General features: G+C 37.4%; 22 protein-coding genes. 8 read left to right on the top strand and 14 right to left on the bottom strand.

Annotated features, from left to right (window positions below; translation table 11 throughout):
- Positions 1–311: bacteriocin immunity family protein (locus FC88_RS08525; RefSeq protein ID WP_057814680.1), on the top strand; the 311-nt coding region annotated here is incomplete at its 5' end.
- Positions 312–414: 103 nt separating this feature from the next.
- Positions 415–741, top strand: coding sequence for a hypothetical protein (locus FC88_RS08530; RefSeq protein WP_057814682.1), 327 nt, complete (start codon positions 415–417; stop codon positions 739–741).
- Positions 742–1036: 295 nt separating this feature from the next.
- Here FC88_RS08530 and FC88_RS08535 read toward each other — a convergent pair whose 3' ends face one another.
- The gene (locus tag FC88_RS08535) at positions 1037–2488 is read right to left on the bottom strand and encodes an APC family permease (protein ID WP_229239887.1); all 1452 of its coding nucleotides are present in this window, start codon (positions 2486–2488) and stop codon (positions 1037–1039) included.
- Positions 2489–2723: 235 nt separating this feature from the next.
- Between FC88_RS08535 and FC88_RS08540 the strand changes: the two genes are divergently transcribed.
- Positions 2724–4817: a putative ornithine decarboxylase gene (locus FC88_RS08540; protein WP_057814686.1), complete on the top strand. Its 2094-nt coding sequence runs from the start codon at positions 2724–2726 to the stop codon at positions 4815–4817.
- 11 nt (positions 4818–4828) lie between these two features.
- Entirely contained in the window at positions 4829–6091 is a 1263-nt protein-coding gene (locus FC88_RS08545) for a methionine gamma-lyase family protein (protein WP_057814688.1), read from the top strand.
- Between the two features lie 51 nt (positions 6092–6142).
- Here FC88_RS08545 and FC88_RS08550 read toward each other — a convergent pair whose 3' ends face one another.
- From FC88_RS08550 to FC88_RS08560, 3 genes are all read right to left on the bottom strand, one after another.
- Positions 6143–7132, bottom strand: coding sequence for an aldo/keto reductase (locus tag FC88_RS08550; RefSeq protein WP_057814691.1), 990 nt, complete (start codon positions 7130–7132; stop codon positions 6143–6145).
- Between the two features lie 66 nt (positions 7133–7198).
- Positions 7199–8815, bottom strand: coding sequence for an ABC transporter permease (locus tag FC88_RS08555; protein ID WP_057814693.1), 1617 nt, complete (start codon positions 8813–8815; stop codon positions 7199–7201).
- Entirely contained in the window at positions 8805–9725 is a 921-nt protein-coding gene (locus FC88_RS08560) for an ABC transporter ATP-binding protein (protein ID WP_057814695.1), read from the bottom strand. The genes FC88_RS08555 and FC88_RS08560 overlap by 11 nt, the downstream gene beginning before the upstream one ends.
- A gap of 194 nt (positions 9726–9919) precedes the next feature.
- On the opposite strand from FC88_RS08560, the gene FC88_RS08565 reads away from it, so the two are divergent.
- Complete coding sequence (locus FC88_RS08565; protein ID WP_057814697.1) at positions 9920–10513, top strand: TetR/AcrR family transcriptional regulator; 594 nt, start codon at positions 9920–9922, stop codon at positions 10511–10513.
- Here FC88_RS08565 and FC88_RS08570 read toward each other — a convergent pair.
- Positions 10484–11134 (bottom strand): endonuclease III domain-containing protein, encoded by a 651-nt coding sequence (locus FC88_RS08570; RefSeq protein WP_057814700.1) that lies wholly within the window; start codon positions 11132–11134, stop codon positions 10484–10486. The two genes, FC88_RS08565 and FC88_RS08570, sit on opposite strands and share 30 nt — an antisense overlap.
- 152 nt (positions 11135–11286) lie before the next feature.
- On the opposite strand from FC88_RS08570, the gene FC88_RS08575 reads away from it, so the two are divergent.
- The gene (locus tag FC88_RS08575; RefSeq protein WP_057814702.1) at positions 11287–11550 is read left to right on the top strand and encodes a hypothetical protein; all 264 of its coding nucleotides are present in this window, start codon (positions 11287–11289) and stop codon (positions 11548–11550) included.
- Between the two features lie 64 nt (positions 11551–11614).
- Here the strand turns inward: FC88_RS08575 and FC88_RS08580 are convergent, their stop codons facing one another.
- The 7 genes from FC88_RS08580 to FC88_RS08610 form a co-directional block, all read right to left on the bottom strand.
- Positions 11615–11950, bottom strand: coding sequence for a hypothetical protein (locus tag FC88_RS08580; RefSeq protein WP_057814704.1), 336 nt, complete (start codon positions 11948–11950; stop codon positions 11615–11617).
- A 69-nt stretch (positions 11951–12019) separates the two neighbouring features.
- Positions 12020–12751 carry a sulfite exporter TauE/SafE family protein gene (locus FC88_RS08585; protein WP_057814706.1) on the bottom strand — a complete coding sequence of 244 codons (732 nt, stop codon included), beginning with the start codon at positions 12749–12751 and terminating at the stop codon, positions 12020–12022.
- Positions 12752–12815: 64 nt separating this feature from the next.
- Positions 12816–14282 carry a cardiolipin synthase gene (gene cls, locus FC88_RS08590; RefSeq protein WP_057814708.1) on the bottom strand — a complete coding sequence of 489 codons (1467 nt, stop codon included), beginning with the start codon at positions 14280–14282 and terminating at the stop codon, positions 12816–12818.
- Positions 14283–14393: 111 nt separating this feature from the next.
- Complete coding sequence (locus FC88_RS08595; protein ID WP_010018255.1) at positions 14394–15092, bottom strand: zinc metallopeptidase; 699 nt, start codon at positions 15090–15092, stop codon at positions 14394–14396.
- Positions 15093–15097: 5 nt separating this feature from the next.
- Positions 15098–15544, bottom strand: coding sequence for a hypothetical protein (locus tag FC88_RS08600; protein ID WP_057814710.1), 447 nt, complete (start codon positions 15542–15544; stop codon positions 15098–15100).
- 20 nt (positions 15545–15564) lie between these two features.
- Positions 15565–18324: a YhgE/Pip domain-containing protein gene (locus FC88_RS08605; RefSeq protein ID WP_187323355.1), complete on the bottom strand. Its 2760-nt coding sequence runs from the start codon at positions 18322–18324 to the stop codon at positions 15565–15567.
- A 41-nt stretch (positions 18325–18365) separates the two neighbouring features.
- On the bottom strand, positions 18366–19121 hold the full coding sequence (locus FC88_RS08610) for an alpha/beta hydrolase (RefSeq protein ID WP_057814712.1): 756 nt from the start codon (positions 19119–19121) through the stop codon (positions 18366–18368).
- 69 nt (positions 19122–19190) lie between these two features.
- On the opposite strand from FC88_RS08610, the gene FC88_RS08615 reads away from it, so the two are divergent.
- Positions 19191–19880, top strand: coding sequence for a ribonuclease H family protein (locus tag FC88_RS08615; RefSeq protein WP_057814714.1), 690 nt, complete (start codon positions 19191–19193; stop codon positions 19878–19880).
- 456 nt (positions 19881–20336) lie between these two features.
- Here FC88_RS08615 and FC88_RS08620 read toward each other — a convergent pair whose 3' ends face one another.
- Together FC88_RS08620 and FC88_RS08625 are read right to left on the bottom strand one after the other, a co-directional pair.
- Positions 20337–23066, bottom strand: coding sequence for an HAD-IC family P-type ATPase (locus FC88_RS08620; protein ID WP_057814716.1), 2730 nt, complete (start codon positions 23064–23066; stop codon positions 20337–20339).
- Positions 23067–23205: 139 nt separating this feature from the next.
- Positions 23206–24150 carry a DUF1002 domain-containing protein gene (locus tag FC88_RS08625; RefSeq protein ID WP_057814718.1) on the bottom strand — a complete coding sequence of 315 codons (945 nt, stop codon included), beginning with the start codon at positions 24148–24150 and terminating at the stop codon, positions 23206–23208.
- 173 nt (positions 24151–24323) lie between these two features.
- On the opposite strand from FC88_RS08625, the gene FC88_RS08630 reads away from it, so the two are divergent.
- On the top strand, positions 24324–25379 hold the full coding sequence (locus tag FC88_RS08630; protein ID WP_057814720.1) for a D-alanine--D-alanine ligase family protein: 1056 nt from the start codon (positions 24324–24326) through the stop codon (positions 25377–25379).
- Positions 25380–25704: the final 325 nt, after the last annotated feature.

Raw genomic sequence — 25704 nt, forward strand, 5'->3', positions numbered from 1 at the left:
TCTTAACTTTTCTTTATTTTTCCAAAGTGGCTAACTTGTTCTTGCAATTTGCGGAATTAATTTGGTCAAGAATGGACGAATTGATCATGTCCGATAACGTATCGGATTCGGAAAGAAAGATATTTGTAGAAGCTAAACAAAAGATTGCTAAAGGTCAAGATAGTGAAGCTGTGGCTGGAAAGCTTAAAACACAATTGTCGCTATTGTCATTAAAAAAGCAGCTATCACCTGATGTTGTACCGTTTTTTACTGAATTATCCAGAATGTACTTAGGATATGGAAGACGTGATAACATTTCAATTATTTCTTAGTGCAAAAAGCAGAACCACTAACATAATTTGTTAGCAGTCCTGCTTTTTGATTTTTAGTGGTGTCAATAAAATCTGGTTAGGAAAGGTAATTGGGGTGTGAGGGATGAAGTATAATCAGCAACAAAAAATGTTAAAACTATTGATTGAGTTTCAGCAAAATCTTTTACTAAACAGTAACAACGAAACAAACCAACAAATAGTAGAATTATTAAACAATGGGATACTCAAATTATCGAAGGAAAAATGTCAGGGCTTAGCGTTTGATAACTTGGTTCATGATTTAGTCCAACAGATTAGTTTAAAGATTGCTAATGGAAATGTTTCTTTTAATACAGAAACGAGAAAAGCTTGGTCCACAATTGTTAATATGAAAAAGGGACCATCTGATAATTCTTTAGCTTATACGCTTTTGAATCTATTCCATAGGTAAATCAAAAGGGCAGAGCCACTAACACAATTGTTAGCAGTTCTGCCCTTTTGATTCTGTCTATAATGAATACCTGGTAATCGAACTAGGTATTATAATTGTTCCAATCTTTTTAAAACATTTTTGTTTTCTTTGATTAGTTCATTAACAATTTTTAAAAGTTCTTTATCCGAACTAGTCATGCCATTTTTATCAGTCATAAGTGAACCTCTCTATTAATACATTGTACACATGGACAATAATATCTCAATTGTTTTGTATCCAAGTAAAGAAAGAACGTAGGATCTAGTCCGGAATATTAACTTAATTCCATACCTTCACGACGTTGCTCGCGTTTTCGTAACCATGGCATAACAAAGCCTAGTCCGAATAAGACGATAACAGTAATGAAGTTTAGTAGAAGTTGATGATTGAAAGCACCAGTACCGAACTTAGCTTCTTGAGGGATGAATCCTAAAGTAGCACAGATGAAGGTAAAGGCTAGACACCAACCACCGACGATCAAAGCGCCAGTTTTATTTTTGATGAAAGTATAATCTGAATGGAACTTGTCTTGGTGCATTCTCATAGCAACGAAGGCGAAGAAGACCCAACAAGTCTTATATGGTGAAATAATTCCGTTGATATTTAACAACCAATTATAAATCGTATTGATGTTTGGCAAAGTACCTGTTAGCAATAATAGGAATAAACTCAAACCAGTTGTCATCGTGTAACTGTGAACAGGACGACCATTCTTGTTTTTCTTAGTCAACCACTTAGGCATGAACTTGTCAGCAACATCACCGGCAAAGACACGACTGGAGGCATCAAGCAAGACAGCTAATTGAGCCATCATAAAGATTGCTTGAACGACCGCAAAGATATACATCAATAATTTACCGACACCCAAACTATTACCTAATAAGTGGAAGGCGTAGTAAGGACCGTTCATCTTGAAATCATGTGGAATATGGTTGGCGTTGAAGAACATTGCCAAGGCTAAAGTACCAAAGATTGTTAAGAATCCAGTCATGATAGCAAGTAGCCACATAGCTTTGGGAAATTCGTGTTTAGGATCACGCATTTGAACGACGTATGGTGCAGCGAGTTCAGCCCCAGACATGGCAAAAATCAGTAATCCGGTTGTCGAGAAGTATTTCAGACTAAAGTTAGGTTTGAAAGCTCCCCAGTTGAAAGGTTGTGTAGCGATATGGTGACCGTGTAAAACAGCATAGCCAGCTAATAGAACGAACAAAGCTGACATGATGAACATGGCACCTCCACCAATTAGTGAAAGAATTTCTAGTGAGTTTTTGATGACATTTTCTAATAAGATAAAGATCAAAATGATAGCAAAAGTTAGGATTCCAAACCAGAAAGTTGACATTCTTTTATCTAAAGTATTGTTACCTAAGAACATCCAACTGAATGAAACGATAACCGAGTTAGAAACATCGACGATGTAGGGCACACTTTGAACCCAATACATCCAAGAAGTCCAATAACCTAGAGTGTCATTACTGGAATGACGAACCCATGAAGCTAAGCCTCCGGCTTGATTGTCGAACGTTAAACTCATTTGACTAGAAATCAAAGCGTAAGGAATAACGTAGGCGAAGAGTAGGAAAATCCATGAGATGACCACAGATAGTCCTTGGTTTTGAAATGGATAAAAAATATTTTCAAAACTGATGATAGTAACGAAGTCGATCAAGGCAATGACCGGCCAACTTAAATAATGCTTTTTATTTGGTTCTAAAGATTCCAATTTTATTTTCCCCCGAATTCGTGTAAAAGTCTTGTGTTAGTAGACGTAAACGATTTGGGGGCTTTAATGTAAGTAAAGAACTGTTGAATTTCACTTGTTAAAAACCCCAATGTGTAGATATAATCAATGCCGTATATATTGCAAAATGAAAAAAACATACCCAGAAAATTATAAGTATTTATATATCATTTGCAATACTTTTTTTGAAAAAATATTAAAATAATAGGAGGAAATTATGAAATTTCTGAAAATTGCCATCGGAAATGATGTGATAATCAGCGATTCGACAGATTTTGAGATAGTTCCATTTACAGAAAACGACAGTGCTTCAGAATTGGCAGCAATCGTCTTGAATGAACACGATCAAAAGAATTTATCAATCGCTAAAAATCTACAAGAAACATCAGGTCTAGGCATTCCTATTATTGCAACTGATGGAAAGACTGACGTTACATCTAAGGCACTTCAACTAGCAAATGACTATCAGACTAAGATGGTACCGGGATTTTTGAGTGACTTGATCAACTTTGCAAAAGACAAACCAATCAGTTTTACAACTCCGGGACACCATAATGGTCAATACTATGAAAAACATCCAGCTGGTGTAGTCTTCAACCGTTTCTTCGGTAAGAATTTAATGTTTGCCGATACATCCGATACTGTCGCTGAATTAGGCGATACGATGACTCACGAAGGAACGCCACTGACAGCTGAACAAAAAGCTGCTCAAACGTATAACGCTGACAAAGTTTATTTTTGTACCAATGGGACAACCAGTTCTAATTCGATTTGTGCCAGCGCTTTGTTATCTGAAGATGATTTAGTTTTATTTGACCGCAACAATCACAAATCGCTTTACAACAGTGCTTTGGTGATGAGTGGGGCCAAACCAGTTTACGTGCCAACTGATCGTAATCCTTTGGGCTTGATTGGAGAAATGAATCCTGATGCCTTAGACGAAGATAAATTACGTAAAGAAATCAGTAAAGTTGATCCTAAAAGAGCTCAAGCCAACCGTCCTTTTAGATTAGCAATCTTGCAATTAGAAACTTACGATGGTGTTTTCTACGATGCACAATGGATCATTGATAAAATCGGCCATCTCTGCGACTATATTTTATTCGACTGTGCGTGGGGTGGCTTTGAACAATTCGTGCCTATCATGAAACACCTTTCACCATTGTCATTGGAATATGGACCAGATGATCCAGGAATCTTAGTAACTCAATCGTTACACAAACAACAGGCAGGACTTGCACAAACTTCACAGATTTTGAAAAAGGATGCTCATCTAAAAGGTCAAGCTCGTTATGTCGACCATAAACATTTCAACAACGCTTATTTGAAATTCGTTACTTCTAGTTATTCCTATCCAATCTACGCTTCTTTGACAGTCAATGCCTATTTAACAGCTGGCCAAGGTAATAAAAATTGGTGGGATGAAACTTTACGTTTGGGGATAGAATGGCGCAAGCAATTGTTACAAAAGTCTAAATTGTTCAAACCTTTTGTCCCTGATAACTTTTTGAAAATCAGCACCGATGATTTAGCTACTCACAGTGAGTACTGGAATTTGAAGAGTAGTGACAATTGGCATGGTTTCAAAGAAATCGCTGACGGACAAGCAATGATCGACCCACTGAAGATTACCGTTATAACGCCAGGTATCGACATCAAAAATGCTCAATATCAAGATTCAGGGATTCCTGGTCCAGTAGTAGCGGAATTTTTGATGGAGAAACGAATTATCCGTGCCAAAGATGATTTAAATTCATTATTATTCCTACTAACTCCTGGCGATTCAAAGGAAGAATTAGATATACTATTAGAGGCCTTTTTGGAATTTGAACGTTTGTATTTGGCCGACGCTCCATTAACAAAAGTTTTGCCAAAATTAGCAAAACAATATTCAAAACGTTATCAAGGTTATACTTTGAAGCAGTTGTGCCAAGAGATGCATGACTACTATCGTCAAAACAAGACTTTTACTCTTCAAAAAGAATTGTTTGCCAAAAAGGACATGCAAGATTACGAAATGACGCCGGCTCAAGCAGATAGATTGTTCATGAAGAATCAAAGTGAGTTAGTTGATTTGCAGGATATCAAAGGTCGAATTGCGGCTGAAGGGGCATTGCCATATCCTCCTGGGGTCTTCATTGTGGCACCGGGTGAGAAGTGGCAAGATGTCGATTTGAAGTATTTTGAAGATCTCGTTGGAGCTATCGAACGTTTTCCTGGTTTTGTGCCAGAAATTCAAGGTGTATATTGGAATAAGAATGCGGACGGAAAAATTTCTGTGCAAGCGGAGGTTTTAAAAAATAATTATTGAGGGAGTTTATTATGTCATTATCATGGACAGATGATTTACCAGAAGATTTAAAGAACAAAGTTGCTAAAGTAGAAAAGTTGATTCAACCACGTCTAGAAGAGATTGACCAACAAGTTTTGTACAATCAACAACGAGTTTTGAACCTATTTAGAAAGCATCGTGTTGGGGAAGAAGATTTAGTGCCATCAACTGGGTATGGCTACGATGATATCGGCCGTGACAAAATCGAAGCAATTTACGCTGACTATTTCAAAGTCGACGATGCCTTAGTTCGTCCTCAATTTGCTTCAGGAACACATGCTATTTCAACAGCTCTATTTAGTATGTTGCGTCCTGGCAATACGCTTTATTATTTAACAGGAACTCCTTACGATACGATTCAAGAAGTTATCGGTTTAGCTGGAAACAAGCGCGGTAATATGAAGGAATACGGGATTGATTTCAAAGCTACTGAATTGCTAGATGATGGTTCAGTTGACTATGACCAAGCCAAAAAAGACTTACAAGATGAATCTATCAAAGTGGTTGCCATCCAACGTTCTCGTGGTTACGCTGTTCGAGATAGTTTTACAGTTGAAAAAATCGCTAAGATGATCAAATTCGTTAAATCAATTCGTCCTGACGTCAATGTCTTCATCGATAATTGTTATGGTGAATTTTCAGAAAAAGAAGAACCAACTTTTTACGGTGCTGATATCATGGCTGGTTCACTTTACAAGAATGCCGGGGCTGGTTTGGTTAAGAGTGGTGCATACATCGTTGGTCGTGAAGACTTGGTTGACGGTGCCGGTTCACGTTTGACAGTTCCTGGCGCTGGTAAAGGTGAAGGGGCTACTTGGGGTTATTTGCGTGACTTCTATCAAGGATTCTTCATGGCCGCTCATACGACTGGTGAAGCTTTGAAAGGTATGATCTTCACTTCAGCTTTGTGCGAAGAAATGGGTATGAACGTTTCACCTAAGTGGGATGCTCCAAGAACTGATATCGTTCAAACAGTTTCCTTCGGTGATCCAGATCCAATGGTTAAGTTCTGTGCTGCCATTCAACACTACTCACCAATGAACTCTTTCGTTGATCCAATTCCTAGTCACCAAGATGGCTACGAGGATGATGTCGTTATGGCTTCAGGTAGTTTCGTTGAAGGTTCAACTATCGAGTTATCATCTGATGGTCCAATCAGACCACCATATTCACTATATATTCAAGGTGGTTTGTCATATGCACACGTTCAAATCGCAATTACACAAGCAGTTAGAGAAACATTTTATAAATAGATAAAATAAAGCCCCGATAGAATTCAGTAATTGAGTTCCATCGGGGTTTTGTTATTTCTTAATGATTTTTTCGATAGCTTTAACTTCGTCATTAGTGAAATCTAGCTTGTTGATGGTATCTAAATTGTCGTCTAAGTGTTTTACACTAGTAGTTCCGATAATTACACTCGATACGACAGGATCTCCTAGAAGCCAGGCTAGTGACATTTGACTCAAGGTTTGATTACGGTTTTGAGCGATGTCGTTTAATTCATTTAGTTTAGCAACTAAGGCATCTTTACCCTTGGCTAATAGTACTTTATTAGTTGGATGAATCTTGAAATCATCAGTCAAACCGTTTAAGTAGCGGTCGGATAATAGTCCTTCACATAGTGGTCCGTAGGCAATTGCACCAACGCCACCATCTTTTAGAACATCTCTTAAACCACTGGCATCAACGTGGTCATTCAACAGATTCATGCTCATTTGGTTCAAGACAACTGGTGTGCCGAGTTCTTTGAATAGTTTGAGTGCTTCTTTCATTTGGGGAACTTCAAAATTTGAAACGCCAACGTACAAGGCTTTACCTGATTTGACGATATCATCAAGAGCACGAACAGTTTCGTAGATTGGTGTTTGGTCGTCATAACGGTGAGCGTAAAGTACATCGACGTAATCCAAATTGAGACGTTCTAGAGAAGAGTCGATCCCTTGAAGGAGGGCTTTTCTAGAAGTGCCGGTGCCAAATGGACCATCGTGGATTTCATAGCCGATTTTAGTAGAAATAACTAATTCGTCACGATATGGTTTTAGGTCAGTGTTTAAAACTTGTCCGAGTAATCTTTCTGAACTACCGAAGTCACCGTCACCATAGTGGTTAGCCACATCAAAGTGGAAAACGCCACGGTCAAAAGCGTGTAGTAAAACTTTCTTGCGGTCAGCTAGTGGATCAGCACTGCCGTAATGGCGCCACAATCCTAGAGAAATTGGTGGTAAAACTAAACCAGAGTTTCCAGCATGACGCACTGGTCCTTGATAACGATTATCTGAAGCTGTATACATCTAATCATCCTTTCAACTACTAAAGTTACTTAAATGATAAATCACTGCAAACGGTTACGCAATTAACTAGCCAGTAATTAGGTCACGTCTTCGATAACCAAGATAACCGACAATGATTAAGATGACGGCAATGAGTAGCTGCCACCAAAAAGTTGTCACATCGAAATTGTGAACGGGAACCTTATCGATAAAGCCAAAAGGTGTGATTTTTTCAGTCCAATCGGGTAATTTCAAGAGTTTGCCGAAGTATTTTACAAAGAATCCAACGATTAAATAGCCATAATTTAAACTGACAAATTTGGGCATCCAACCTAGTAGACAAGTTGAAATACCAAGCATAATTAGGGTTGGTGGCAAGTAGCCGATAAAACAATTCCAGAAGAGATCAAACTTCAAAGGTTGATCCATAACGGCGTTACCACCAAGGTATAATCCTAAAATACCAGCGAATAAGACTGCAATGCTAGTAATTAGTGATACTAGGGTTATGGAAGAAAATAGTCTGAGACGGCTAGTAGGTTTTGAGTGAATGATTTCTAAGTACCCCTTGTTTTCGCCGGTTTTTAAGTAGTTGATCAGAGAGATTCCAGGAATCAAAGCTAAAACGGCAAAGACGATAATCAATACACCAATAAATTGTTTGATTAGTAACAAATTTGCAGTATTGATGGCTTTGGTATCTAATAATTGACTAAACATCGGATTGGTTTTGAGAATATCCCCGATAGTGTTAAAAATTGAACCATAAGTCATGCCTAAAATCATGATTCCAAAGAACCAAACTACGATGCTGATTCGATTAAGACGCCACAACAAGGAAATTGGTCCACGTAAGAAGATGCTGGCGTTTTTACGTCCCGGTCTAGTAGCAATCAAACCAGAACCGATGTCACGATGTCCGTTGAGATAGAAGGCTAGGAGTATCAAGATCATTGAAACCAAAAGCATGAAAACGACTGGAAGCCAGTTATTGTTTTGATAAGTTGAAAATTTTTCGACCCAACCTAAAGGAACGAACCAAGTGTATTTGGGATGCGAAACGTCGGTGATCATTCTAGCAATATACATTGCAGCAAAAATTAAATAAGCGAGTATCGTTGCGGAACGTGAGTTGTCACTTAATTGGGCTATTACAGCGGCCACAGTAGCAAACATAAATCCGACCGCCCCTAAGCCGATGCCCAATAAGAAATTACCGTTAGTGTCAGTTCCAGATAGGCCAGCAAATTGTAAGCCGATAGCGTAAATTAAGCCAATGCCAAAATTTAAAACGAAACTTTCAATCAAAACAGCTGCCAAATGCGACATTCGACCGACAGCATGGGCTTGAATCAATTCTAAAACGCCTGATTCTTCTTCACCACGTGTATTTCTAATCACAAAGTAGTAATTCATAATCACGGCAACGATGGCCATGAAAACTGTCATTTCTGCCGCAAAGACGTCAGCGCTAGTATAAGGACCTTGAGGCATTTTCCCAAAGAGTGAAACCATTGCTGGAGTTTTGAGAGTTTTAACGATTTGATCAATACCGGCTTTAGAACCGTAAAGACTAGTGAATTTGCCGGCAACGCCAACGAACAAAGCAATCAAGACTAAAGCCCAAAGTGATAATTTGAACCAGTCGCGTTTGAAATTAAATTTGGTTAAGAAAATAGTTTTCTGAAATCTTTTAGTTTGCATGTTGATCTACCTCGTTGGAATCATAATAACGAAGGAATAAATCTTCTAGTGTTGGTGGCGTAGCTTGGATAGAGAGGATTTGTTTCTTAGATAAGTAATCCATCACGGCGTCCAAATGTTCTGAATCGACAGCTAGAGTTTGACTGCCATTGTCTTCTATAACGACGTTATGAACACCAATCAAGGTTGGCAATTCAGGAGTAGGTTCGGCAGTCTGAACTTTGATGACAGTTCTAGTCAGATGTCTCATTTGTTCCAAAGTACCAGTCTCGACGATTTCACCGTTACGGATAATGCCGATTCGATCACACATTTTTTCGACTTCTGATAAGATATGACTCGACAATAAAACTGCTTTGCCAGCTTGCTTGAGCTTGAGCACTTCTTGTTGGAAAACCTCTTCATTCAAAGGATCTAATCCAGAAGTGGGTTCGTCGAAAATATACAACTGAGCTTCTGTTGATAAGGCTGCAATCAAAGCAACTTTTTGACGATTACCCTTGGAATAAGTACGAGCCTTCTTAGTAGGGTCGAGTTGGAATTTTTTAATTAATTCGTCAGTTTTTTGAGTGTGGCGATTGTGACTGAGCTTTAAAAACAAGTCGATGATTTCACCACCGGTCAGATTAGGCCACAAATAAACATCACCGGGTACGTAGGCTAGATGTTGATGAATTTTAACGGCATCCTTAAAAACATCACGCCCAAAAATTGTTGCTTTACCTCCAGATGCCCTTAAAATTCCGAGAAGAGTTCGAATCGTAGTTGATTTCCCAGCACCGTTAGGCCCAATAAATCCAAAGACTTCCCCGGGATAAATATCAAAAGTGATATTTTTTAAAGCTTGGAATTTACCGAATCTCTTTTGAAGATGATCGATGTGTAAAGTTGGATTTGCTTGAATAAACATAATAATTTACCTCTAAAAATGAAATATAATTCTTGAATAGTTCACTATTTACCGAGTATATTAAAGCTGGGTATTATGCTTGTCAATCGCGAAATAATAGGATTTTGAACTATTTTGTGAGTCGATTTTAGAAAGATTGATAGATTAAGCTAAAAACTGAAATATTTAATAAAAAATTTTTCGAGGAATTTATTATGACTAATAATTTAAAACGTAAAAAAGATAAAAAGCAGACAATTTTAGAAGCGGCAACTAGAGTGTTTTTGGAAAAAGGCTATAAAAAAACCTCCATAGCAAACATTGCTAAAGAGGCGCAGTCTTCTCAAGTGACTTTGTATAAGTATTTTCCTAGTAAAGTAGCTTTGGGACGAGCAGTGATTATTAAATTAATTATTGACGGTTATTCAGAATATGACAAATTGTTGGATGATGGTTCACTGTCATTTGTCGAAAAAATGAAAACGATGATGAATAGTGGCTCGAGTTTGGCCGGTGACATCAATGATGATTTTGCGATATTTTTACAAAGAGAATTCAGTAACCAAAATGGTGATAACAGTGTTGTAAAAGCTTATAACCAATATAAACGCAATTTCTGGTTTAAATTGTTGGACCAAGGACGCCAAGAAGGAATTTTGAGTGATGAGGTAACTAATGAAGGCGCAATGATTTTCTTGGATTTATTTATTAATTACTCAATGAATGCTAGTGAAAATGATCTTGTAGCTTTAAAAAATCACGAGAAGGAAATCATCCACTTATTTTTTTATGGAATTATAGGTCGTTAAACCCGGTAATAATAGTTGGTAATCGCGAAAATAATCACTTTTGAGTTTACCGAATTCGTCAATCAAAGCATGTAATTCTTCGGCTTTTCTGGAATCCATTTTAAAATCTTTTTGAACGGCATTTTTAAGTTGCATATAAGTGGGCCGCTTTGTAAAAGTATGCAGTTGAGTGAAGAGTTTCATGGCATAGTTGTCAGCCACAAAGACGGGACGATGGAAGTAGTAGAGCAGTAACACGTCAGCTGTTTCGTTGCCAATGCCTTTGAGAGCTAGTAATTTTTTGCGAAGAAGTTTAGTCGGCAACTTTTCCCATTCATCGAAATCATTCACGTAAGCAGTTAAGAGTGAACGTAAATAGATAGCTTTGTTGTGGAAAAAGCCACTAGGTTGGATCAGTTGTTCTAAGTCAGCGGCGGATAATTGCAAAATTTTATCGGCTTCAAAGTCGGTTGCTTTTTTGAGATTATCTAATGATTTAGCAACGTTTTTTGAGTTAGTATTTTGGATCAGAATCATTCCCGAAAGCATTTCTTCAGTTTTTTCAGCTGGCCACCAGTTTTGTGGTCCGAGTTTTTTGTTCAATAAATTTAGTAGTTCGTAAATATCAATTTGTGTGTACAAAGTTATTTCCCCCAAGCGTTAATTATCTAATATATCGATATAAAAAGGTTGTATTTTTACTTGGATACGTTTTCATGAGCTTTTGCGATTATTTCAGAAAAATAATTGTGATACGATAATATACGCTGATTAATTATGGGGGTGTAATTATTATGGGTATTATTTTTGTTATAGGTTCTATTACGTCTCTAATCCTTGAGAAATACGTTTTAGCAAATAATTCACACGTTTGGTTGGGAGCTATCGAACCAGTAATTTCAATTATTTTCATAATTAGTTTAATGTTGACTGATTATATGAAATTTGATGTTTTAAACGTCATCTTAGCGGTCGTATACGTTTCACTGAGCTTTATTTTTTGGGGACAAGGAAACGATTTATATCACCAAAGAGTTGTTAATCGTATATATGAATAAGCTTTATGCTATCAAAAAAGGACTTCACTAGAGTGTGAGATACATTCTGGCGAAGTCCTTTTTGTTAATAATCAGATAAGAGCGAACCAATCATTGCTGCAAAGATGAAGAAGTAGAGCAGAATTACTAATACGACAAAAGCGAATTGGAATATTCCAGCACGGTTCCAAGTTGCTTGAACCGCTTTAAAAGTTTCCACATCTTTGTAGTTACCTTTTTGCCAAGCCCAAGTGTTGCCTTTGAATCCCACAACGAATATCCAAAAAATATTAAAAATTGGAATCAAGCAGAGTGGTGGTAAGTAGGTCTTATTACCGATCCCCCAGATGAAATTAAACATGAAGGCTCCCCAGTTCCAACCTTTGATCTCATTAGGTACAGTTCTTCCGGTTTCATTCATAATTTTTCCCCTTTAATAATAAATTGTGCAGTAAGTATAACGTAAAGGGAAATTTCTAACTACAAAAAATCAACGTTTTAGCAATAAAATTAATCCAAAGATAATTAACACCATATAAACGTATTTAGTAAAATGTTGGCTGTCGATTTTGGAATTGATCCAATTCCCTAGTGGTATCACGATTAGCAATAAAGGGATGATCATTGCAAGTAACTTGATAACTTCAATATTCCACATACCAGAAGCTAATTGGCTCAAGACGACTAAACTACCGACGCAGACGAAATGACCTTGTAAGATGCCCCGTAATTTGTCAGCGTCCCATTTTTTGGCTGTACCGTAGACGACGATGGGGACGCCATGGCTGTTAAATGATGCACCCAAAATTCCCGAAACGATTCCAGCTAGATAATCGCATTTATCGCCAATTTTTAAATTAGAAGTCTTTTGACGCTTTAAGGCATAGAGATTGTATACACCGTAAATTACGATAAAACTCCCTAATACTTTCATGATGATTTGTGGAGAACCGAGCTTGATAATCAAAATCCCAACAGGAATCCCCAAAATTGAACCGATAACTAGTCGTTTGAGAGTTGCTAAATCGATGTGTTGGCGATATTTCAAAGCTACCGGAACTGCTACGATTAAACCTAAGGCTCCAATCAAAGCAGTTGAAGTTTGTAAGTCAAAGGCTATCAAAGCTAGTAACGGCATGGTAACTAAAGCTTCACCGAATCCAAAAACAGTCCGCATCAAAGCTCCAAATAAGGCGATTAAAACTACGATAAAGTAAGTCATTAAATTTATCCTTTCTCAAAAATAAGAGGGCCAAGTTAGACTTGGTCCTCTTTTGTGATATTCTCTACAGAATTGGTGATAAGAGTCGTGAAAATCTTTGTTTAAAGTGAAGCCACATACCTTGTTCCTTGATAATTTCTGGCGTCAAAAGAATTGAGTCATCCATATCTTTTTTGATGGAACGAGTAATTTGGTGTGCGACTTTGGCGTCGTAAATAAAGGCGTTAGCTTCGAAGTTCAATGAGTAACTTCTGAAGTCGTGATTCATTGAACCTACAGAACATATTTTATCATCAAAGACGGATGTTTTGGCATGTAAAAAGCCTTTTTGATAACTATAAATTTTGATTCCGTAAGTCGTTAGTAAATTAGCATAATATTGAGTTGCACGATAGATAAATGGGTGATCAGGCATACATGGAATCATGATCCTGACGTCGACCCCAGACCTTGCCGCAATCGTTAGGGCAGTGAACATAGCATCGTCAGGTACTAAGTAAGGCGATTGAATCCAGACACTCTTCTTGGCACTGATAATCATATCAATGAAACCATCTTTTAGTATTTCTTCACGGTTATCTGGTCCGTCAGAAATAATTTGGATAGGCAAGTTAGCATCGGTGTTGAATTTGTCAGATGGGAAGTACTTTTCTAAGAATTCCAATGGTTCAGCACTGCGGTCTAGAGAAGCATTCCAGTCACGGAAGAAACGCTCTTGTAACAACAACGTAGCGGCACCAAAGATTCTTGAGTGGGTGTCACGCCAGTAACCGAATTTTTCAGTCGTATTGACGTATTGGTCGCCGACGTTGAATCCACCGATCCAACCAATAGTTCCGTCGACAACAACAATTTTTCGGTGCAAGTGATAGTTCAAACGAGTTTTAGCAATCACGTTTTTAGAGGTGATAAAAGGTAAGACTTCACCACCAGCAGCTTGAAATTTCTTGAAATATTTTGGTTTAGTTCCACCAGAACCCCATGGATCATAGAGGATTCTGACTTCTAAGCCTTCTTTAGCTTTTTGGGTCAATAAGTCTAAGAACTGGTCACCAATATTACTCTTGATAAAAGCGTAGTATTCCACGTGAACAGTTTCTTTGGCTTTTTTGATATCTTCAAACATATTCTTGAACTTTTCTTGTCCATCGAAGAATAGCTCAATCTCATTGTGACGCGTTAGTGGCGCTTCTTCGGTCTCATTGAAGAATCTTATTATATGGTCGGCATAACGTGTCTCATCGTAACGAGAGGCGTTTTGAGGACGCTTTTGAGCAGCTATGGCCATTTTCTTTAGTTGGCTTAAACTGTAATGTTCTTGTCGGCTAATATTGAAGATTTTTTCTTGAGCAATCCCACGACCCAAGAAAGCATATATAAGGAATCCGACAATTGGTAATAACACGAGAACTAAAATCCAAGCCCAAGTAGTAACGATATTACGAGGCCTGTGGAAGACAGTGATCAGTGCTGAAATTGTATTGACTAGTAAGATAATGAGAATTAGCCAAATGATCCAAATATCAATCATAAAATAAATTCCCCTCTATTATTCTTAATAGAAAGTTTACTTCAAAATGCTCATAAAATCTAATTTTTAGAGTTTTAAAACAAAATAAAAAAGCCCAATAATAGGCTTTTTTTAATTGCGGTTATCACCGAAGATAATAATTAAACGTAGTAGTTGTAGAGCAGTTGAAATTGCAGCGGCGACATAAGTTAAAGCGGCTGAGAAAAGTACTTGTTTAACCATGGGAACTTCATCACTGTCGAGCATTTCACCTGAGCTCAAAATTTTAATAGCACGACCAGAAGCATTGAATTCAACTGGCAAGGTAACTACTTGGAATAAAACAACTAAGGCGAATAACCAAATACCGATCGTGATCAAAGTATGATTCATACCTAGCAAGGCACCGACGATTATCAAAGGAATTGAAGCGTTAGAACCAAGATTAACAGCGGGAACTAAGGCAGCTCTCACACGCATAGGCACGTAACTAGTTTGATCTTGAATCGCATGTCCGCATTCGTGAGCAGCAACCCCAATTGCCGCAACCGAAGTAGAATCATAAGTTGATTCAGAAAGATTTAAAGTTTTATTGCCAGGATTGTAATTATCTGTCAAATTACCACTGACTTTGTTGATTTGAATATTTTGTAACCCAGCATTGTCCAAAATGAACCTTGCAGCATCAGCACCACTGATTCCGTGATGACTGGTGAATTGATCATATTTTTTGAAATTATGATTGACGTACCATGATGCCCACAAACTGATAACTAAACCAATAATTATCAATAAATAGCTGGGACCAAAACCGTAACCATATCCGTACATATAAGTTAACTCCTCTTTAATGTATTATTTATTACATTATATCCATTATTTGTGAAGTTTTCTTGAACAATACGATCTAATTGATTGATTTCAATAGTTTGAAGAGAAATTTGGTCTTTCAAAAATACCAACAGTCTTTGAGCAATTTCTTGTTTTTCAGCATCGGTGACATCTTTAAAAGTAACCATCAAGGCAGCTTTTTTATCGTCCAGATCTAAGTCGCTTAGAGAAATCAAAGCACTGATTTTTTCAGTATGCTTTCTTTGTAATAACCAATAAATCCCGTCGTTACGCATGATAGTTTTGGCACTATCTGAAATATACTTAGTCGTTGGATCGATTTCTAAACCAAGAAATTGGCTGACTTCTTTAAGATTGAAATGTGTTGGGAAATCCCAGAAGAAACTTTTCGTAATGAAAGGTCGATAGGATTTCATTTTTATATCTGACATTTATTTCCCTCTAATCCAAATTATTCAATAATCATACTCTTCTTGGCACTCTTGTGTAGTTTGTGCATGAATGGCTTCAATTTTTCGGTCGTTAGAAGACCTAACAAGTAAAAACCAATTCCGAATGCCAACAATATAATAATATCTTTTGTGGCGTTAGGCCAATAAATTCCACCGACGGCTTCACGAATCAAATTGACCGCATAGGTAAATGGCAAGTATGGATTGATAACTCTGAAGAATCCATCGGAAAGAACGACAGGGAAGTTACCACCGGCACCAGAAATTGATAATACCAAAATGATAATCCCTAATCCCTTACCAACCGTCCCAAACATTTGGACTAGCGAGTAAAGAATTGAAATGAAGACGAAACTTACCAGCATACAGAATACAATTAACCAAATCTTTTGTTTCGTGTAAGCATGCAAGATGAAGATGTTACCTAGAGCAGCTGCGACAGCTTGTAATTGATTTAGGAATCCAAAGGTCAAGTAACGACCATTGAATCTTTGCTTGAAGCTATAACGGTATTTTTGACGGTCATTTAACTTGAAGTGAACCGTGAAGACACTGGATAGCAACAAGGCACCGACCCAAATACACAAAGCTAGGTAGAATGGTGCACTGGCAGAACCATAGTTAGGTACATCATAAAGGTTGTCTTGTTTCAACTTAACTGGGTTAGCGAAGAAATCAGATTCCTTTTCAGCATCGGACTTCATCAACTTGATAATGGCACCTAAATCGACGTCTTTTTCACCTTTCTTGAGTAAGGTAGCTGAATGGTGAACGTCTTTTTTCAACTGTGGCCAATCGTTTTGAGCAAAGTCATTGGCAGTTGATAAGGCTTTTTCCAACTCTGGTGTTTTTGAATTGACCAGATTTAAAGTAGTTGTTAATTCGTTCTCAATCTGTGGCAATTGATATTGCACGAAGAAGGTGGCTGTAGCAAGTTTCTTCTTCAAAGTTGGATAGTCATTATTATAAAAATCATTAGCTAGATTAATACCTGTTACAATATTTCCCATGTTACCGTTTAACAATTGGTTGGCATCATGAATTTCATTACCAACAGCTGGCAATTGTTTTTGGTACTTTTGAAGATAAGCCAAAGCTGTTTTCAAAACGCCTTGAGTATTGTTCAAAAGTCCAGGGATAGCGGGGATGATATTGTTGTTGACATTGCTAAGCGTCGAACCGGCATCCTTTAAGAAAGTACTGATATTGGTAATGGTATCAGAAACACTATCGGTAATATTGAGATCTTTGATTTCAGCAACGCCACTAGCAATCTTGTCGGATTGTGATTGTAATTCAGAAAGCTTGTTTTGTAGTTGAGTTGTATCGAGATCTTGATAGTTGTTGACGATATCGTTAGCTTTGTCAGCTAGAGTTTCGTTAAAAGCAGCTAAGTCGTTTAGATGTTTGATAGGTTTGTCAAAAATAGTAATTTGATCGTGGCCTAAGTCTTGAGCTAAACGGTTGAACAAGTCTTGTAAATCACTCAATGATGAAGCTATTTGACGACTGACTTGAGCTAATTGCGTTGCATCGCTAGCAACATTTTCTAGGACGGTCTTGAGTTGTTCTTTTAATTGTTCGTTAGTTGGATCGTTTTTTATTTTGTCAATTAAGGTATTGGCGTTTTCCAAGGAATTGCTGATTTGTTTAGCAATGTTGTAAACCATGGATAAACCAGTATCGACAGTTGATTTGATAACAGGTAACGCCTTTTGAATCTTTGGAATCAACTCATTGTTGACTTTGTTAGTAGCGTTTTGAGCATCTTCTCCGAGTTGTTGAATATCAGGGATGACGTTTTGAACTTTGTTAACAACTTGAATACCATTTTCGACTTGAGTGATACTAGTATCCATTAATTTAGAAATTTGGCCAAAGTCACTATCAATCTCATTGATCTGCGAACCGGCACTTTGAATTTCAGGGATTTTAGTTTGCAAGTCTTTAGCAGCCGTACCACCAGCATCAGCTAATGGCAAAATGTTATTGATATTAGTTAGTTTTTGCGCATCCTGATTGAGTAGTGGCAAATAACCGTACATGTCGTTGACTTGTTGTAATTTATTATTTAAATTTGGCACCATGGTATTGGCGTATTGTACTTTATCCATGATGTTTTGTAATTCAGGCAAATTATCGTCAGTTGTGACTAATAAGGAAGAAAGGCGCCGCATCATTGGTAAATTATGCTGAATATCGACCCCAGACTTATTCAGAACTTTCGTAATAGTTTTGCTAATAGTTCCCATGAATTCACTGGAAATAGTCGTTTGTAAAGTCGTCGCCCCGGTTTCTGTCAATTTCGGGGCAATCGCATTGATTTTCTGGTTGACTGAGAAGACCAAAGTTGGCTTTTTAATGTGTCCTGATAAGAAACTGATGATGTCACTTGAGAACTTTTTAGGCACATAAATACCGGCGTAATAAGAACCATCTTTAACACCTTGGTCGAGTTCTTTCTTAGAATCAACGAAAGTCCAGCCCAATTTATTGTTTTTCTTCAAGTTGTCGATTAACTGATCACCGATTTCAATCTTTTGTCCCTCAACTTTGACGGCTTGATCATCGGAATAAACAGCAACTTTTAGGCCACTGGTGTTTGAATATGGGTCCCATAACGCCCAAACGTTAAACCAACAATACAAACACGGCAAAATAATCATAGCCAACATTAGTAAAGTGGCGGGTTTTGAGTGTAAAGTCCTCTTTATATCTAGTCTGAATAGCTCCCAAGCTTTGATAGAAATCCCCTCCAAATCTCTCTAAAAACTAAACGGCGCAACGTAATTATATAACGTTATGGCAACGGATTGTAGTAAATGAAACCGTTGACCGTATTTAAAATTTCAGAATCATCGTGAAGCATTGAATGTTCTGCATTAGTACCTTTAATTAAATATTCGTTATATTCCTTTACTCGAGGTTCAAGAATATATGAGATGGATTTGGCTGAAGTGACCGAGATGTATTTATCACTATTCGAGTGGTCACCAACGTTTCCAAAAATATTTAAAACTCGTAAGTCATCTGAAATGTTGTTTTTATTCATAAATATTCTAAAATATGTAGGACTCATGAAGGCAGGGCGACCATTAGGACGAACTCGATTGACGTTGGGAAGATCACCGAGTCCAAGAATTCCGTTAAAGGGTCCTGCAATGAGTACTAATTTTTTAAGTCGTGGCATATAAGGACGCATCTTTTCCCTTAGATTGACTAAAACTAAGGCGACTGCTCCTAGAGAGTGTCCGATTGCGTCATATGTAGTAAATTCGTGTTTTAAACGTAAATCAAATAAGAGTTTCACTAACCAATATTCCATTTGGTTACTGCCAACCCACTTGTTTTGGAAAACAACTTGCACGATTGGATGTTCATCGTCAGTCCAAGTTCCCTCATATGTAACTTTGCCGCGCCAGTTAATAATAGCTTTGAGAAACTGGTCTGATTTTTTACCGTTACATTTCAAAGCTGATTCAATCATTTTTTGTGTCGTATAGTCTCCACCACGAAATCCGTGAATGTAGAGTATCGGCCATTGTCCCTTTTTCATAAATTCACCCCAACAAGATATTATTATATAATTATTATTGAGAAATTTTAACCAAATGAGGTATGACAATTGCAAAAATATTATGCAGTAAGAAAAGGAAAAAAGCCAGGCATCTATTTAACATGGCCTGAATGCAAGAAACAAGTCGATGGATTTGCCAATGCCAGATATAAAAGCTTTACGAATCGAGCAGAAGCAGAAAAATTTTTAACAGGAACAGATTCCTACAATAATAAGAAGAGTTCTCCTAAAAAAGTGACCAAAGCATCAAATATTAATGATTTTGACGTTGTGGTTTACACCGATGGTGGATCTAGAAATCACGGTAATGTTAAAGGTGGCCATGTTAGAACTGATGACAAAGCTGCTTGGGCTTATCATATCAGTAATAACGGTCAAACATATGAAGGGACTGCAGGTGAGTTAGGTGCAACTAATAACCGCATGGAGATAATGGCCCTAATTCAGAGTATTATTCGATTAAATGACCTGAAAATCAACCAACAAAATGCGATATTTGTCTTAGATTCTCAATATGTACTAAATGCTATTACTAAAAATTGGTTAAATGGTTGGAAGAGAAGAGGCTTCAAAAAGGCTAATGGCAGTGCTTTAGCAAATGTTGAATTGTGGAAGCAATTAGATAGATTATTGCCAACTGTTCCGAAAAAAACTTTTGAGTGGACTAAAGGACATGCGACTAATGTTGGAAATAATCGGGTCGATGAGTTGCTGAATGAAACTATGGATAAAATGTAGAAAAACAATTTTGATATTGGACATGCTATTATAAGTGAAACGAGAGCAAAAAATGTCCTCGTCCAAAAGTAAATCTAAGTTATTTAAAGTCGGATATTGCTAGTATCCGACTTTTTTTGTTTCTTGTTTCTTTAATTTTTCGATGAAAACTGGATACCTTTGTTTGTTAATATTAAAAATAAAGCTACTATCTAGTCCGGAATAGTAAAGAAAATTGACTCAGATGTGAAATTTCTCTTGACAATTTATTGCCTAGTGAAAGACCGAGCTTGAAGACTTTGCCCGGTTTTGGGCTTAGCAAAGGCTCCAAGTCGTGTCCACATCGTTTCAGCCAAATTTTCTTTGCTATGGAGGACGGAATGTTGCCACTAATCAAGAAAGAATCAAAAAGAATACCCCATAATTATTAGATTTGTCGTCTAACAATTATGGGGTATTTTACTTTATATTGGTTAACTAAGCTTTTCTCAAAACACGTACACGGATAAACTTACCGATTTCAGTCACAATCAGAACAATAAATCCGGCGATAATTGGAATTCCCCAACCATACCAGAAGTTGATATTAGTTGTGTGGAAGATATCTTGCATGAATGGTAGATAAATGATTCCCATTTGTAACAAGATCAAGATTCCAATGATGTAAAAGGCCATCTTGTTTTGGAAGAAGTATTTTGAAATAACTGGATAATTATTTCTAAGATTAAAGAGATAGAAAATTTTACCGAAGATAATGATGTTAAGAGCCATCGTACTACCAACAACTTCTGGCAATCCTTGGCGAGTCAACATATCAAAGGCCCAAATTCCTAGTCCAGAGATTAACGCTGAAACGTAGACGATTTCGAAGGTATCTAATTTCGTCAGCAGACCGGCTTTAACATTTCTAGGACCACGAGCCATGATTCCAGATTCTGGTGGTTCGAAAATAAAGGCGAATTGGATCGTCAAGGCAGAAACCATGTTGATCCAAAGCAATTGAGCAGGATAAAGTGGCAAGTCTTGACCAAGCAAGATACTGATTACCACAATCAAACCTTCAGCAAAACTAGTAGGTAATAGGAAACGAATCGTCTTACGAATGTTATCGAAGACGTGTCTACCTTCACGAACAGCCATTACGATATCGGCAAAGTCATCATCGGCTAGAACCATATTAGCGGATTCTTTGGCAACTTCGGTACCTTTGATACCCATAGCCACACCGATGTCAGCTTGTTTCAAGGCAGGCGCGTCGTTGACACCATCACCAGTCATTGAAACAACGTGGTCATTAGCTTGTTGAGCTCGAACGATTCTTAACTTGTTAGCTGGTGTAGTTCTAGCAAAAACATTGTAATTGTCGATTTTAGCAGTCAATTCATCATCAGACATAGCATCGATTTCAGGACCTGTGATAGCCCGGACGACTGAATCCAAGTCTAATTTGTTAGCAATTGCCATCGCTGTATCAGGATGGTCACCAGTAATCATTTTGACTTTGATACCAGCCATGCGTAACTCATGAATTGATTTTCGAGCTTCCTCACGAGGTGGATCGATGATACCAACTAAACCAACTAGATTTAAGTCTTTGATCTTATCCTTGTCGATTTCTTCTAAGTTGTCATCAACGACTTGATAAGCTAAAGCGACCACTCGCAAACCGTCAGAAGCTAAATTCTTCATTTGATCGTTCCAATAGTCTTTATCAGTCTCTGATTTAGAAAGGTTCATGATAGTAGAAGGAGAACCCTTAACCATCAAAACTCTATTTCCTTCAAAGTCTGCCAAACGAGCAGAGAATCTAAAGGCCGAGTCAAATGGTAGCGAATCGATTTCGTCAACTTCAGGATCTTCACCAGTCATCTTACGATAAAGCGTCGTTAAGGCACCATCAGTTGGTTCACCGTTTAATTCCCAGCGATTATTTTCAAAATGCAATTGAGCATCGGTTGTTTGACCAGCAATGTGAACTAGTTTTCTCATGTGTTCATCTTTTTGCCAATCGTATTTTTTGTCGTCTAATTCCAAATCGCCTTCGAAATCAACACCACCGTCAGCATCGTAACCGACACCAGTAACATCGAAGACGTGATTTGGAGTGACGACTTTTTGAACAGTCATTTCGTTTTTAGTTAAAGTACCGGTTTTATCGGTATTAACGATGTCAACAGCACCCAAAGTTTCAACAGCAGGTAAGGATTTGACAATAACGTTACGCTTAGTCATTTTACGAGTACCCATAGCCAAAACAACTGAGGTACTAGCGGGTAATCCTTCGGGCATCGAACCTACGACCATGGTAATTACAGCAATTAACAAGGTAGGCAGAGTATAAGTATCGATAAAGTAGCCGATAATGAATAGTACTACCGCCGCAATTACGATAGCGACAGATAAGCCAAAACCTAGTGAGTTCAAGTTTTGCATCAATGGGGTTGGCTTTTCCTTAACATTTTCCACAGAGTCTTGGATTTGACCGATTTCAGTATCATCAGCCGTGGCGACAACGATTCCAAGACCTGAACCTTTGGTAACAGCAGTTGAAGCGTAAACCATATTCTTTCTTTCGGCCAAAGGAAGTTTGTCATCAGGGATGGCTTCTTCGATTTTTTCAACTGGATTAGTTTCACCAGTCAAAACAGACTCTTGAACACTTAAGTTATCAGCGGAAATCAAACGCATATCGGCAGGGACAGCATCCCCAGCTTCTAGATTGACCAAGTCACCAACAACTAAGTCACGGGCATCGATTTCTAGTTTTTCGTCATCACGGAAGATAAAGTTCTTGGAGACTAGTAATTCACGGATTTTTTCTAGAGCATTACCAGCTTGTCGTTCTTGAATATATCCAATGATGGCATTAGCGATAATTACTAGGCCAATAACGATTGAATCGGAATATCTTTGCATTAAGAAAGTCATAATAGCAGCAGCAGCTAAAATATAAATGATACTGTTATTGAACTGCTTAATGAATTGAATAAATTTGGAAGTTTTCTTGGTCTCTAGTTCGTTTTTACCATCACGATCTAGGCGCCGCTTGACTTCGGCACTGGTTAACCCTTTTTCCAAATCTGTTTGGTATTTTGAAGCCAGTTGTTCACTGGTTAATTGCCAAGCTTTTGTTGAGTTTTTTATCGGGACATGATCCGAATCGGAATTTTCGGATGAAGTAGAATCAAAGACAGTTTCGTCTTTCATGTAGTCATTCCTCCTAGTTATTTAGATATTGATCTATCTCTCAATTTAATAAGATGATATTAACTTGATTATAAATGGTAAAGGTTCAAAAAAACAACACTTTCACTAATTATTGTGAAAGTGTTGCATTGTTTTTAGTTTAATTGAACAAACCACTGAAGAAGGAAACGATGCTATCCCAGATTCTTTGTAGGAAATTACGGTTTTCTTCAGTATTAAGGTTGTTGAAAATATTTTTGGCTTTGCTCATGATATCGCTACTTAATTTAGAAGCTTGCTCTTTAAAGTTTGAATTTTTCAAAGCACCAGAATTTCTAATTTGAACCATCAAGTTGATGATTTGTTGTTTTTGATTGTCATTAATGATGTTTTGAAGGTTATTCTTTTGCAAGTTGTTATTTACGATTGTAGTAATTTGGTTGACCGTGATGTTGTCGCCTTTTTGAGCCATATCGGACTTGATTCCAGCCACGGCATTGTTCAATTGCTTATCGGAATATCCGTTGGTTCCTTTATTAGCATCAGTAATACCACTTAAAACGTTCATTTCTTTTTGAGCAGCATTAACTTGGTTTTGATTTAAGTTATCACCACTATTGGCATAAGCGGCGTAAATACCGGCTAGAGCACCAGAACCATCGATTGGAGTAGCTGAAGTTACGTAGATATTAGCATCACTGATACCAGCAGTAACTGCGGCATTACGATATTGGTCAGCAGTAATAGTAGTAATATTGTTCTTACCACTATAGTCGACAATTTTGACGTTGATACCAGAACCAGATGAAGTCTTTTGGATCAAGGCCGAAGACCAAACTCCTGAACTACTAGTAAAAGTACTCCCACTAGGATTTAAGTATTTAACTAAAGTATCGCCATTGACAGTGATCGTCTTATAATTACTGTCGCTGATCTGTGAAGATAAAGCGTTGATAGTACCTTGACGTTGGTCATCCGTTAAAGAAGTCCCCAAAGTCATTACTGGTTGATCACTCAAACTATCAGCCTTAACACTTTGAGCAGTGAAGATTCCCAAAATAATTACAGATACTAAACTCAATAAAATAATATTTAACTTTTTCACAGTAAAAGTCCTCCTTAATCCCAATTAAACCAGATATATGTGAAAAATTCGAGAAGATGACTAATTTTTTTAAAAGTCACAAGTTTAAAATAGTTTTTTTTAATTTTTTGTGCTATTCTGTAGTTTCTAGGAATACGCTTAAATAAATATATATAAGGATTAGGTGAAACACAATGAAAATTGTCGTTCTTTCAGGCGGAAGAAGTACAGAAAGAAATGTTTCTTTATCTTCCGGAGTTAAAATCACCAACGCACTACGTGGCAAGGGTTATGAGGTCGCATACGTTGATTCATTTTTAGGTAAGGATATCGAAGAAGATAAAATCGATGATCTTTTCACAACTGAACCAGAAAGTGAAAGCAAATTGATCATTGATGACGAAGTCTTAACTGATAAAAAGATCAATGCACTTCGTACCGATGGAACTCGCGGTCTATTAGGTAGAAACGTTTTGAAGATTTGTCAACACGCCGATATTGTCTACATGGGACTTCACGGTGAAGATGGTGAAAATGGTAAGATGCAAGCTGTTTTCGATGTCTTTGATATTAGATATACAGGAAGTGGTACTTTAGCTTCTGGTCTAGCAATGGATAAGAAATATTCTAAAGAAATTTTTGTTCAAGACAACATCCCTACAGCCAAGTATGTAACTACTAAGACAGCTAAGATCTTGTCAGAAGATATTCCATTCAACTATCCGATGGTTGTTAAACCTTCAAATGGTGGTTCAAGTGTTGGTACACATATCGTTAAAAATGCGACTGAATTAAGAGAATCAGTTGCTGATGCTTTGAGATTCGATACTGAAGTTTTGATTGAAGAATATATCAAGGGTCGCGAATTCTCAGTTGCCATCGTTGATGGTTTAGTTCTACCAGCTGTTGAAATTACCGTTGATACAGGTTGGTATGATTTCCAACATAAGTTCCAAGAAAACAATGTGACACATTTCATCACACCACCAAATAACTTGGATGATGAAACACACACTAAGATGCAAGCTTTGACTAAGAAGACTTTTGAAGCTCTAGGGATGAGCAACTACGGTCGTGTCGATTTCTTATTGCGTGATGGACAATTGTACGTCATGGAAGCTAACACTTTGCCAGGTATGACACCATTGTCATTGATGCCAAGAGAAGCAGAGGCAGCCGGCATTTCATACGCTGATCTTTGTGAAAGAATCATTAAGAGCAAAATGAAGTATTACGATAATAAAAAATAATTTCTAAAAAGCCATTTTCTTCTAAGAAAGTGGCTTTTTTTCTAATCAAAACAGACTTAAGGAACAGTTATAATAAAAGCGTAACCATTGAATTTGTGGTTTTGTTTGAATTTTGGTTAAAATTCCGTTATAAGTGAAGCTTGTGGACGCTGGAACGTACTGAGTATCCACAAAGCTATCACTATCGACTAGATAACGCCTCTTATTTGTTATTCCAGTGATTAAAAAATAGAACCGCTATCTAGTCCGGAATAGCAAAGAAAATTGGATCAGTAGTGAAATTATTCTTAGCAACTTGTTGCTTAGAATAAGGCCGAGCTTGAAG

Origin of the sequence: Companilactobacillus futsaii JCM 17355, assembly GCF_001435505.1 — a bacterium.
GTDB classification, from domain to species: domain Bacteria; phylum Bacillota; class Bacilli; order Lactobacillales; family Lactobacillaceae; genus Companilactobacillus; species Companilactobacillus futsaii.